Here is an 11,992-nt window from a genome sequence, read left to right on the forward strand (position 1 = left end):
CCCTCTTCTTACTCGGCCGGCGTGGCGTCGGCGTCAGCCTTGCCATAGTGCGCGTTGAAGTCTTCTTCGATGGTTTCCGGCTGCGCCTCGGGTTTCTCGATGACACCCAGGATCGGCAGGATCACGAAGAAATAAGCGAACCAGTAGGCAGATGCGATCAGCGAGAAGGTCGCATAGGGCTCTTCCGCGGGCATCGCACCCAGCCACATCAAGGCAAAGAAGTCGATGATCAGCAGGTAGAACCACCATTTGAACATCGGGCGATATTTGCCCGAACGTACGCTCGACGTGTCCAGCCAGGGCGCCAGCGCCATCGCCAAGATCGCACCGAACATCGCAATCACACCAAAGAACTTGGCGTCGATGATGCCGCCGGTGATGAAGCTTGCGAACTGTACGACCCAAACCTCACCCGTGAAGGCACGCAGGATCGCGTAGAACGGCAGGAAGTACCATTCGGGCACGATGTGTGCAGGCGTCACCAGCGGGTTGGCTTCGATGTAGTTATCCGGGTGGCCCAGGTAGTTCGGCATGTAGCCGACGATGGCCCAGAACACGACCAGGATAACGGCCAGCGCGAACACGTCCTTGATGACAAAATACGGCCAGAACGGCAGCGTGTCCTTCTCGGCCTCGGCTTTCGAGCCACGGCGAACTTCAACACCCGTCGGGTTGTTGTTGCCGGTGGTGTGGAAGGCCCAGATGTGCACGATCACCAACGCCGCGATAACGAACGGCAGCAGGTAGTGCAGCGAGAAAAAGCGGTTCAGCGTGGCATTGTCCACGGCCGGTCCGCCCAGCAGCCAGGTCTGGATCGCTTCACCCACAAACGGGATCGCGCCAAACAGGCCGGTGATCACGGTCGCACCCCAGAAGGACATCTGACCCCAGGGCAGAACGTAGCCCATGAACGCGGTGCCCATCATCATCAGATAGATCAGCATACCTATGATCCACGTGATCTCACGCGGGGCTTTGTACGAGCCGTAGAACAGACCACGGAAGATGTGGATGTAAACGGCAACAAAGAACAGCGAGGCGCCGTTCATGTGAATGTAACGCAGCATATAGCCGCCATTCACGTTGCGCATGATGTGTTCGATGCTGGCGAAGGCCAGATCGACATGCGGAGTATAATGCATCACCAGAACGATACCGGTGACGATTTGCAGCACCAGGCAGAACGCCAGGACGATGCCCCAGATCCACCACCAGTTCAGGTTCTTGGGGGTCGGGATCATGAGGGTGTCATAAAGCAGGCCGACGATCGGCAGACGGCTGTTCAGCCACTTCTCGCCATTTGTCTTCGGCTCGTAATGATCGTGGGGAATTCCGGACATCTGGGTCTCCCTTAGCCGAGCTTGATGGTGGTGGCGTCAACCCATTCCACAGGCGGAACGGGCAGGTTTTCAGGCGCGGGGCCTTTGCGGATACGACCAGCAAGATCGTAGTGCGAGCCGTGGCAGGGGCAGAACCAGCCACCAAAGTCACCAGCATCACCCAGAGGTACGCAGCCCAGGTGGGTGCAGACGCCCATCTGAACGATCCATGCGCCGGGCGCTTCGCCCTCGGGCGACGGCATCACGCGGTTGGCATCCGTTGCAGGCGCATCGGCGGGCAGATTGAAGTTGCGAGCCAGCGGATCAGGCAGTGCATCCACGCCTTCGGCGTCCTGTTCCTGCGCTTCCTGAATCTCGGCACCGGTGCGGTGGCGGATGAATACGGGCTTACCCAACCATTTCACGGTCAGCTGCGTGCCCGGCTCAACCCCGCTCACATCCTGACGGATCGAGGACAGCGCCTGAACGTCTGCCGATGGGTTCATTTGGTTGATCAGGGGCCATACGGCTGCACCCGTCGCAACGACACCTGCACCGCCAGCGGCGTAGTAGAGGAAATCTCTGCGGGTGCCTTCGTGGTCTTCTGCGTGGGACACGAGGTTTTCTCCGATTCCAGCGCCCGACGTTTCGGGCAAACATGCGTCAGCACCGCATCAAAGCGGCGTCTCATCGCGGCTATCTATCCGGGAGAAAACGGTTCGTCCAGCGGTCATAGGCGCGCAGTACGCCTCATCTGGGCATTCATGTCACAACGAGGCGGCAATATTTCAAGGTTACACATCTTTCGGGCCATTCAATCCGACCCAAACGGCGGCGGCAGCAGGACGTGATTCGCGCGCGCACTGACGGGCTGTGCGATCTCGGATTAATTGGCGTCGAGTGAAAATCGCGGACGCGAGAACCTCAGAATTGCCACAAAAATGCCCCGCAGATTTCTACTTTAGCGGGATTTGAGCGTATCTAATTCATTAATTTAAAATAGATATTTTTGAAAGGCCTATTGCGCCTCGTTTCTTGTTGCACCTTTTGCGTGAATGCCCCAAGGGCACCTTCAAGCAATTGCGAAACAGGAGCACCCCATGTCAAAGATATCTGCAACCGCACTGCTGTTTACAGTCGCGACCGCCACTCAGGGTCTTGCAGCAGGCGATCCGGCTAAAGGTGAAAAGCTTTATAACCGCTGCTCATCGTGCCACGCGATTATCAAGGATGGCGAGGTTCTGGTCAAAGGCGGCATCACCGGACCGAATCTCTATGGTGTGGTCGGGCGGGCCGCAGGAACGGAAAACGATTACCTCAATGGCAGTGAACGTCTGCCTGTCGGCATGTTCACGGATGATATGATCCGCGCGGGACAAGAGGGGCTGGTTTGGACTGAAGAAAACATATCGGCCTATTCGAAGGACCCGATAGGTTTTATCAAAGAATACCTGCAGGATGAGACCGCGCGCCCAAATATGTCGGTCAAACTGAAGAAGGGGGCCGATGACATTGCCGCCTATCTGGCGACGTTCTCAGTCCAATAGGGGCAAGCCGCCAAATCCGGGCTGGTCACGCTTTACGCATTAACGCGGCCAGCCAATCCACCTCACTTCCAAACCCGACGTTCTCAATCTGAGCCGCGGCCCCCAGGCGCGCGTTTTCCGGCTTGTTCTGATTCAGTTTCCAGGTGCCCTGTATGTCTTCGATGCGCATGCGGCAGGGCACGATCATCCGCAAAAGCCGTTCCAACGCTTCGGGTGTCATCTTTTGTGGCATCCACGACGGTTTAGGGTTCAGGCGATCTTCAAAAAACTCCGACTGTCGGTCCAGCAGACTATTCAGCGTATCCTGCGGACAAAGCTCAAGCTGCCCGGTCAGGTGAACCGCAACATAGTTCCAGGTCGGGACCTGATCGTCCATCCCGTACCAGTCAGGAGAAACATATGCGTCCGGACCCGACACGGCGATTCGTGCCGGCAGCGGTTGCTTCAGCGCCCGGACGATCGGGTTTGATCGAACCAAATGCAATTCTGCGTTCTGACCGTCCGCGGCCAAAAGATACGGAACGTGGCTGAGTAGTGGCGCCCCGTCCGCGGACGCAGCAAGCACACCAAACGCGCGTTTTCGCGCGAATTCTATGTTACGCGCACGGTCCTCGGCCCGAAAAACTGGATTGGGATGCATGACGGTCCTCCTGTCAATCTCTCTTGCAGAACCGTCCGCATCTTGGCAAGTTCGGTGCGTTCTCAGGGCGGGGTGCAATTCCCCACCGGCGGTATGCGGGCAGCGACCCGTAAGCCCGCGAGCGGCCCCGGTCTTCGGGGTGTCAGCAGATCTGGTGAGAAGCCAGAGCCGACGGTGATAGTCCGGATGAAAGAGAACGTGCAGCGCGCCGTTTCGCGGCGTGTCTGCTCGTGATCGCCTTGGGTGACGTGTCTGTTGCGAAAGGAGATCATGATGACACACACCCGCTATGCTTTTATCAAAGCGAACTGGCATTCCGATATCGTTGACCGCGCGCTCGACGGGTTTCTTGAATTGATACCTGCCGAACAGGTCGATGTGTTCGACGTACCCGGCGCTTTCGAGATGCCTCTGCTGGCCCGCGATCTGGCCCAGACTGGGCGGTACGGAGCAGTGGTCTGCGCGGCCTTTGTCGTAGATGGCGGTATTTATCGGCACGACTTTGTCGCTCAAGCCGTGGTTGACGGGTTGATGCGTGCGGGTTTGGACACAGGTATCCCGGTGCTGTCGGTCTCACTCACTCCGCACCAGTATCAGGAGACTGATCACCACAACGCGATCTACCGGGAGCATTTCGTTCAAAAGGGTCGCGAAGCAGCGCAGGCCACGCTGAAGATCAATGAGGCGCGGGCGGCTCTTTCCAAAGCAGCCTGATTTAGGGCCTTGGCGTCGCCGCCAGGCGGCGATACCTGCTTGCCTGGTCTGCAAATCCGCTTGAGGACAAAGGCACTCCCCGCTAATCACGACGTTCAAAGGAGCATGCCCATGTCGATGAACAGTTTTGGCCACCTCTTCCGCGTCACCACCTGGGGCGAGAGCCATGGGCCCGCATTGGGTGCCACAGTCGACGGCTGCCCACCGGGCGTCCAAATTGACGAAGGCATGATCCAGCACTGGCTGGACAAGCGCAAACCGGGGCAGAACAAATTCACCACACAGCGGCGCGAAGCAGATGCTGTGAAAATCATGTCCGGCGTGTTTGAGGGCCAGACCACCGGAACTCCTGTCCAGTTGATGATCGAAAACACCGATCAGCGCTCGAAGGACTACGGCGACATCATGGACAAGTTCCGTCCGGGCCACGCCGATATTACCTACTGGCAGAAATACGGTATCCGCGACTATCGCGGCGGCGGGCGTAGCTCGGCCCGTGAGACCGCGTCGCGCGTGGCCGCAGGAGGGTTGGCCCGCGAGGCGATCAAGCAGATCGCGCCAAACGTACAGATCACGGGATACATGACTCAGATCGGCCCGCACAAGATTGACCGTGGCAATTTTGACTGGTCCCAGATCGAACAGAACCCGTTCTGGACACCAGATGCACAGGCCGCACAGGACTGGGCCACCTATCTGGACGATCTGCGCAAATCCGGAAACTCGGTCGGCGCTGTCGTCGAAGTGGTGGCACGTGGTGTGCCAGCCGGGCTCGGAGCGCCGGTTTATGCCAAGTTAGACACTGATTTGGCCGCCGCAATGATGTCGATCAACGCAGTGAAGGGCGTTGAGATCGGGGAAGGTATGGCCGCCGCCGAACTGACGGGCGAGGCTAACGCGGACGAGATTTTTATGGGTCAAGACGGCCCGCAATACAGTTCCAACCACGCGGGCGGCATTTTGGGCGGCATCTCAACGGGTCAGGACGTTGTTGTACGATTTGCGGTGAAACCAACATCTTCAATCCTGACCACCCGCAAAACGATCACCAAGTCGGGCGAAGAGACCGAGATCATTACCAAGGGTCGCCACGACCCCTGCGTGGGAATTCGCGCAGTGCCTGTCGGCGAAGCGATGATGGCTTGTGTGATCCTTGATCATCTGCTGCTCCACCGTGGACAAATTGGCGAGAACCGTGGCCGGATTGGCTGATCTGCGCACCGTCCTGCGTGTGATCGTTAAGACCCGCATGGCAACGGACCCAGCCCATGACCTAGCCCATTTGGATCGGGTCTGGGTTAACGCGCAGGTCATTTCGGACGACCTGACCGATATGAAAGTGCTGCTTGCCGCATGCTACCTGCACGATCTGGTCAATCTGCCGAAGAACGATCCCAACCGTCATCTGGCCTCTCATCGTTCAGCCGAGGAATCAGAGTCTATTCTTGGGGAAATGGACTTTAATCGACACCAAATCCAGGCCGCGCAACATGCTATAATCGCGCATAGTTTTTCTGCCGGAATTCCCCCTGACACACCAGAGGCGCGCATTTTACGCGATGCCGACCGTTTGGATGCGCTGGGTGCCATCGGTATTGCACGTACGTTTTCGGTTGCTGGCGCATTGGGTCGCGCCCTGTACGACCCGTCCGACCCCTTCGCCGAGCACCGGCGGCTGGACGATCTACAATTCTCGATCGACCACTGGAAGGTCAAACTCCTGAACCTCCCGGATGATATGCTGACGGAGACTGGGAAAAAGATCGCGAAGGCCCGAACTGGTCGAATGATCCGGTTTCTCGAGGAGTTCGCGGATGAGATCGGCAGCAGCTTGCCGCGAAACTGGATAAACCGCTAAACCAGTTCGCCGGGCGTTGATCTTTGCCCGACAAAAGCGCAGGGTCGCGCCGATGGCAAAATCCTTAACATCGCATCGACCTGTTCTTGCCGTGGCGCTGAAACTCAGCGCCCTGTTTCTGTTCACGGCGATGTCGGCACTGGTCAAAGCGTTGTCAGACGATTTTCCACCAGGTGAGCTGGTATTCTTCCGATCACTGTTTGCGATTCCCGTCATCATTATCTGGCTGATATCGCGCGGAGAATTAGCCCAAGGCTTTGTCGTGAAAAAGCCGATGGGTCATTTCTGGCGCGGAGTTCTGGGTACAACCGCCATGGGCCTGACATTTACCGGCCTCAGCTTGCTGCCGCTGCCCGAAGTAACTGCCATTGGTTATGCCACCCCAATCTTCACCCTGATTCTTGCGGCTATCATGCTGGGTGAGCGTATTCGTATGATCCGCATCGGTGCTGTCGCACTAGGCTTGCTGGGGGTTCTGATCATGATCTGGCCGCGCCTCGGCAGCAGTGAAATGGAATTGGCCGCCACCATCGGAGCGCTGTGCGTTCTCGGCGCGACGATCGCCCGTGCCTTTGTGCAAATCCATATCCGGCAACTGGTACAGGTAGATCACCCCGCAGCCATCGTGTTTTATTTTTCCATGACGGCGACGTTGCTGTCCGGGCTGACCGTATTCTGGGGCTGGACTTTGCCGACTTGGGAGCAAACGGTGACTCTGATCGCCATTGGCTTGACCGGAGGTGTTGCACAGATTCTCGTGACCTCGTCTTACAGGTTTGGGCAAGCCTCAATGTTGGCACCCTATGATTACACCAGCATGCTATTTGCCATAATCATTGGTTATGTCTGGTTCGACGAGCTGCCGACAATTGCCATCCTGGCTGGGGCGGCTCTGGTCATCGCGGGCAACGTGGTAGTGATCTGGCGCGAGCATCAGCTTGGGTTGGAGCGCGGCAAGGCTCGGGCGCTCAGCGATCATAAACCATGACTTTACCTTTTACGAACTTCCCCTAGGTTGGGCGCGACAATGAACGAGGTATCCCCATGAGCGACGCGCAGGATCACAAGGAAAAGATGCAAGAGGTGCAGGCCAAGCACCGAAAAAAGGTGTCCGAAGCGGTTGATCCAGGACGCGGATTGGTTCTGATCAATACCGGCAAGGGCAAAGGCAAGTCTTCGGCGGCCTTCGGTGTCGTCATTCGCGCTCTGGGCTGGGGCCAGAAGGTGGCCGTGGTGCAATTCATCAAGGGTAAGTGGAAAACGGGTGAGCGGCGCTTCTTTGAAGATCGCGACCTGGTAACCTGGCATACGATGGGCGAAGGATTTACCTGGGACACACAGGATCGCGAGCGCGACATCGCGGCGGCAACCGCCGCCTTTGCGAAAGCCTGCGATCTGATGAGCAGCGGCGACTATGATCTGGTCGTACTTGACGAGATTAACATCGCGCTGCGGTACGAATACCTCACAGTAGACACTGTTATTGAGGGTCTAAAGACCCGTTCCGACAAGACCAGCGTCTTTTTGACGGGCCGCGACGCGCCGCAGGAACTGCGCGATTACGCCGATCTGGTTACCGAGATGACCGAGGAAAAGCACCCATTCCAGGCCGGAATCAAAGCCCAGCGGGGCGTGGATTTCTGAAAATTGGCATTCGGCGCAGCCCAAAACTGGCTGCGCTATTCTTTTTTTGACCTAGTTTGCTCGGTGCGCATGTTTTCATACACATATCTGACCGAGCCGCGCTGACTGGCCGCGCTGGTTGGCAGCCTGTTCTCTCGCGTGTCGATGTGAGCTTTGGGCGTAGGTTTACGTTGTTCGACATAAGCCGCAAAATCGTCATCACAGCAGCAACCGCAACAGGTTGCCGCCTCGTGCCGAACAATGATTTCACCAAGTGGATCGCTCATTCCTGACCTCTGAAACACTGGTCCATGTCGTTTCCGGGGCGGCGGCAAGTTCTCACCAGTTCATACTTTAAACTCGCAAACCACCCCGAAATTCCGTGCTGGATGTCGAATATCTGGCCTTGGCAATTATCTGATCGTTTCTGTCGGAAATATCAAGTGGATACCGCGACATCAGTGATTACTTTTTTCAGGCCAAGGCTTCGTGTTCCGGTGCGCTAAGCGATATGACAACCACGACTGCCGCACCGTTCAGCCAATAATACAGAGCGTCAATGCCAGAGAAGCCAAACAAACTGGGCGCTAGCAAGAACGTGATGCCGACGATCAAATCCACCGCCTGATGAAACTTGTAGGGCAAGACCCGCCAGATCCCCAAGTGGTGATCGGTCAGAACCGTCAACACAAGGGCCGCTACACCTGTGACCACCGACAACCATAAAGCTATCGGGTTGGACTGGCCCAACCCCAAAACAAAGGGCAGGCCCATCAGCGCCAAGGCGACCGGATAGTCAAGGTAAGCATGAACAGAACGGGTAACAAAACGCAGAGACATTTGAACTTCCTTTCCTCAAACAGTGATGAAAGAAAGGTAGGAAAGGCGCATCGAACGTTGCAGCTCAGATCGTTTGATAAATCCTGCAGATCGTTCAAAAACAACGGCGCATCAGTGCATGGCCCTATAGGCCGCCGGAGAAAGGCCCACCTGCTTTTTGAACACGCGCGAAAATGCGGCTTCGGACGCATATCCAACTTCGGCCGCGGCATCCGCCACGTTCCATCGTGCTTCAGTCAATCCGTGGCAGGCGATCTGCATCCGCCAGTCCGTTAAATACTGCATGGGCGTGGTCCCCATTTTCTCAGCGAAAAGCTGGGCAAAAGCCGTGCGCGACATGCCAGCCTCTTTCGCCAGGCTTGCAACACTCCATTCCTGCGCAGGAGCTTGGTGAAAAGCGGTCAGAGCGCGGGAGATACGTGGATCGGCAAAGCCCGCCAATGCGGCGTTGTTCGGACTTTGGCGTTCCAGATAGGCGCGGATAGCCTGGGCAAACAGAACCTCGGACAGTTTCAGCGCGATCAAATCACCGCCGATTCGGGCACCAGTGACTTCGGATCCGATCATGCGCAATGTGGCCTCGACCCATGCGCCGGCTTCCTCGCCATAATTCTCGATCAGAATATAGGGCGGCAGGCGATCGATCAGCATATGCCCGGTGCCACGACGACCGGCGGGTCCGGTGAACGAGAAATGTCCGCAAATCAACTGCGTGTCGCGGTCTTCATCGTTGCCACCATAAACAAGCACTCCATCGCCTTTGTAACCTGCAATTTCAATAACCTGTTCCAATGGAAGTGCGTCCTGCGGCCTGACCTCGTTGCACAACAGCGCGTGCGGTGCCCCGTGAGGAATAAGGACCAAATCACCCTGCCGCAGCCGCAGGGTATCGCCGGTGGATGAAATATGAACCTTCAACTCGCCGCGTTGAACAAAGTGGAACCGGGCCACATTTTCGAATTCGGGTACCTGAATGCCGAAGGGCGGAGTGAAGGATGTGCGGAAATAGAACGTCCCGCGCAGTGACAGGCGGGTGAGAATATCGCTGAGAAGGTCCAACATGGCTTCAAGATACGCAGTTTGGCGCCCTCGTCCACGGCTGCGAACGGACTGCACAGAAAATTGCACGCCCTGCAAAAAACCCCCGCCAAAGCGGGGGTTTGTAATATTGGGATGTTACGAACGAACCAGCTTTTCGTAATCTGCCGCGATCTCGCGCGTCAGATCGCCCACCTCGAACGTGTAGTCACCGATCTGACCTACGGGCGTAACCTCGGCCGCTGTGCCGGTCAGCCAGCATTGTTCGAAATCTGCCATTTCCTCGGGCTTGATGCGACGCTCATGCACAGTGATGCCTTTATCTTTCAGCATCTGGATGACTGTCTGACGGGTGATACCGTTCAGAAAGCAATCGGCCAGCGGGGTATGCACCTCGCCATCTTTGACGAAAAAGACGTTGGCGCCGGTCGCCTCTGCCACATATCCCCGCCAGTCCATGAACAGCGCGTCCGAACAGCCCTTGGCCTCGGCCTTGTGCTTGGAGATAGTGCAGATCATGTAAAGACCGGCAGCTTTGGCATGCACCGGGATGGTCTCGGGGCTGGGGCGTTTCCATTCGGCGATGTCCAGTTTGGCGCCTTGCATCTTGGCATCGCCATAATACGCGCCCCAGGGCCAGACAGCGATGGCCATCCGAACCGGGTTCCGGGCCGATGCGACACCCATGTCATCACCCGAACCGCGCCAGACCAGCGCCCGCACGTAAGCATCCTGTAAACCGCTGGCTTTCAGCGCCTCTTCCTTGGCGGCTTCGATTTCGTCCACCGAGTAGGGGATCGGCATGTCCAGCGCCTCGGCCGAAGCGATCAGGCGTACGGAATGTTCCCGGCTTTTGAAGATCTTGCCGTTATAGGCGCGTTCACCTTCGAATACGGACGAGGCATAATGCATCGCATGGGTCAGAATGTGTACGTTGGCCTCACGCCAGGGCACCAACTTGCCATCCAACCAGATGACACCATCACGATCATCATATCCAGCCATGTGAACCCTCCAGAAATGGGATGAATTTCCGATCCTTGCGCAGATACGTTCCGATTTCGCCGAAATAATGCGCAAAATTCGAGTTTCGATACTCCTCCACCCTTGGAATGTCAACAACGCTGACTTAAACTCGGGCGACCTAAACCATGAGGCAATACATGTCTGAAACCCGGTCCGCTCCGGCCTTTGGTGAGAGTTTGCTGTTTCTGACAGATGAGCAGTTGCGGCAGGGAATCGAGGCAATGTTCTTTGCCTATCGCGGTTTTACTGCTGATCCTGATCGCATATTGGCACAGATGGCCTATGGCCGGGCACATCACCGGGCCATCCACTTCATCAACCGCGCTCCGGGAACGACGGTCAACAACCTTCTGGCCATCCTGGGCGTCACGAAACAGTCTCTAAACAGGGTTCTTCGCACCCTGATAGATGATGGCATGGTGGAAAGCCGGGTCGGCACGATCGACAAGCGCGAACGCCACCTGTTCCTGACGGACAAGGGCAAGGCTCTTGAAGCCAAATTGTCGGACGCCCAGCGCGCCCGAATGCGCACCGCATACAAAGATGCCGGACCCGAAGCGGTGGCCGGATTTCGCAAAGTGCTTGAAGCAATGATGGATGCTGATATGCGTCGTGCATATACCAAACTGCGGGATACGACTTCATGAGCGAAATGGACGCCCATCTTCTGATCGTCGACGATGACGAGCGTATTCGTGATCTGCTCAAGAAATTCCTGATGCGCAGCGGGTTTCTGGTGACCTCGGCCCGCGACGCTGCCCATGCGCGGCGCGTACTGTCCGGGCTGGATTTCGATCTGATCGTCATGGATGTGATGATGCCGGGCGAAGATGGCGTCAGCCTGACCCGCGCCCTGCGAGAGACACATACGACGCCCATCCTGTTGCTGACGGCCAAAGGTGAAACCGAGCATCGGATCGCCGGGCTTGAGGCCGGGGCTGACGATTATCTGGCCAAACCGTTTGAGCCCAAAGAACTGTTGTTGCGGATCAACGCAATCTTGCGGCGCATGCCAGAAACACCGGCGCAAGATACGGCCGCGAAAATCCTGCACCTGGGCCCGATCCGCTATGATATCGAGCGCGGCGAGATGTGGCAGGGCGAAGATCCGGTGCGCCTGACAGCCACTGAAAGCCAATTGATGAAGATCTTTTCGACCCAGCCAGGTGAGCCGATCAGCCGCGCCAAACTGGTCGAAGACCTCGGTCGCGACAAGGGTCAGGCGCAAGAGCGTGCAGTGGACGTGCAGATCACGCGCCTGCGCCGAAAGATCGAACAAGACCCCAAACAGCCGCGCTATCTGCAGACTGTGCGGGGTGCCGGGTATATGCTGGCACCGGATTGAGCTTACAACCGTACAGCGGTTCTATCATTCAGTGAGGTTTTT

At 57.1% G+C, this 11,992-nt stretch carries 15 protein-coding genes and 1 riboswitch; of the genes, 8 read left to right on the forward strand and 7 right to left on the reverse strand.

All coding sequences use genetic code 11. From position 1 onward, the window contains the following. Positions 1–8: 8 nt before the first annotated feature. Complete coding sequence (gene petB / locus AC2TCY_RS00935; RefSeq protein ID WP_480844868.1) at positions 9–1,340, reverse strand: cytochrome b; 1,332 nt, start codon at positions 1,338–1,340, stop codon at positions 9–11. An 11-nt stretch (positions 1,341–1,351) separates the two neighbouring features. Next, positions 1,352–1,936: a ubiquinol-cytochrome c reductase iron-sulfur subunit gene (gene petA, locus AC2TCY_RS00940; RefSeq protein WP_480844870.1), complete on the reverse strand. Its 585-nt coding sequence runs from the start codon at positions 1,934–1,936 to the stop codon at positions 1,352–1,354. A gap of 483 nt (positions 1,937–2,419) precedes the next feature. Here petA and AC2TCY_RS00945 point away from each other — a divergent pair, with 483 nt between their 5' ends. Beyond that, complete coding sequence (locus AC2TCY_RS00945; RefSeq protein WP_480844871.1) at positions 2,420–2,866, forward strand: c-type cytochrome; 447 nt, start codon at positions 2,420–2,422, stop codon at positions 2,864–2,866. 25 nt (positions 2,867–2,891) lie between these two features. Here AC2TCY_RS00945 and AC2TCY_RS00950 read toward each other — a convergent pair whose 3' ends face one another. Next, on the reverse strand, positions 2,892–3,506 hold the full coding sequence (locus tag AC2TCY_RS00950; RefSeq protein ID WP_480844872.1) for an FMN-binding negative transcriptional regulator: 615 nt from the start codon (positions 3,504–3,506) through the stop codon (positions 2,892–2,894). Positions 3,507–3,560: 54 nt separating this feature from the next. Further along, a riboswitch (FMN riboswitch) is annotated at positions 3,561–3,708 on the forward strand. A 71-nt stretch (positions 3,709–3,779) separates the two neighbouring features. Between AC2TCY_RS00950 and AC2TCY_RS00955 the strand changes: the two genes are divergently transcribed. The 5 genes from AC2TCY_RS00955 (at position 3,780) to cobO (ending at position 7,722) form a co-directional block, all read left to right on the forward strand. Beyond that, on the forward strand, positions 3,780–4,220 hold the full coding sequence (locus tag AC2TCY_RS00955) for a 6,7-dimethyl-8-ribityllumazine synthase (RefSeq protein ID WP_480844873.1): 441 nt from the start codon (positions 3,780–3,782) through the stop codon (positions 4,218–4,220). A gap of 111 nt (positions 4,221–4,331) precedes the next feature. After that, entirely contained in the window at positions 4,332–5,432 is a 1,101-nt protein-coding gene (aroC, locus tag AC2TCY_RS00960; protein ID WP_480844874.1) for a chorismate synthase, read from the forward strand. After that, positions 5,416–6,078 carry an HD domain-containing protein gene (locus AC2TCY_RS00965; RefSeq protein WP_480844875.1) on the forward strand — a complete coding sequence of 221 codons (663 nt, stop codon included), beginning with the start codon at positions 5,416–5,418 and terminating at the stop codon, positions 6,076–6,078. The genes aroC and AC2TCY_RS00965 overlap by 17 nt, the downstream gene beginning before the upstream one ends. Before the next feature lie 52 nt (positions 6,079–6,130). Then, positions 6,131–7,066, forward strand: a complete 936-nt coding sequence (locus tag AC2TCY_RS00970) for a DMT family transporter (protein ID WP_480844876.1) — start codon at positions 6,131–6,133, stop codon at positions 7,064–7,066. Between the two features lie 56 nt (positions 7,067–7,122). Then, positions 7,123–7,722: a cob(I)yrinic acid a,c-diamide adenosyltransferase gene (cobO, locus tag AC2TCY_RS00975; protein WP_480844878.1), complete on the forward strand. Its 600-nt coding sequence runs from the start codon at positions 7,123–7,125 to the stop codon at positions 7,720–7,722. Between the two features lie 35 nt (positions 7,723–7,757). Here the strand turns inward: cobO and AC2TCY_RS00980 are convergent, their stop codons facing one another. From AC2TCY_RS00980 to AC2TCY_RS00995, 4 genes are all read right to left on the reverse strand, one after another. Then, positions 7,758–7,988 (reverse strand): hypothetical protein, encoded by a 231-nt coding sequence (locus AC2TCY_RS00980; protein WP_480844880.1) that lies wholly within the window; start codon positions 7,986–7,988, stop codon positions 7,758–7,760. Between the two features lie 187 nt (positions 7,989–8,175). Next, complete coding sequence (locus AC2TCY_RS00985; RefSeq protein WP_480844881.1) at positions 8,176–8,541, reverse strand: SPW repeat domain-containing protein; 366 nt, start codon at positions 8,539–8,541, stop codon at positions 8,176–8,178. A gap of 111 nt (positions 8,542–8,652) precedes the next feature. Continuing rightward, positions 8,653–9,603 (reverse strand): AraC family transcriptional regulator, encoded by a 951-nt coding sequence (locus tag AC2TCY_RS00990; protein ID WP_480844883.1) that lies wholly within the window; start codon positions 9,601–9,603, stop codon positions 8,653–8,655. 114 nt (positions 9,604–9,717) lie between these two features. Beyond that, the gene (locus AC2TCY_RS00995) at positions 9,718–10,584 is read right to left on the reverse strand and encodes a branched-chain amino acid aminotransferase (RefSeq protein WP_480844884.1); all 867 of its coding nucleotides are present in this window, start codon (positions 10,582–10,584) and stop codon (positions 9,718–9,720) included. A 158-nt stretch (positions 10,585–10,742) separates the two neighbouring features. On the opposite strand from AC2TCY_RS00995, the gene AC2TCY_RS01000 reads away from it, so the two are divergent. Both AC2TCY_RS01000 and AC2TCY_RS01005 read left to right on the forward strand, forming a co-directional pair. Next, positions 10,743–11,252 carry a MarR family winged helix-turn-helix transcriptional regulator gene (locus AC2TCY_RS01000; protein WP_480844886.1) on the forward strand — a complete coding sequence of 170 codons (510 nt, stop codon included), beginning with the start codon at positions 10,743–10,745 and terminating at the stop codon, positions 11,250–11,252. Next, positions 11,249–11,950 (forward strand): response regulator, encoded by a 702-nt coding sequence (locus AC2TCY_RS01005; RefSeq protein WP_480844888.1) that lies wholly within the window; start codon positions 11,249–11,251, stop codon positions 11,948–11,950. The genes AC2TCY_RS01000 and AC2TCY_RS01005 overlap by 4 nt, the downstream gene beginning before the upstream one ends. Positions 11,951–11,992 lie beyond the last annotated feature (42 nt).

The organism is Ruegeria sp. HKCCD7181, assembly GCF_057221055.1.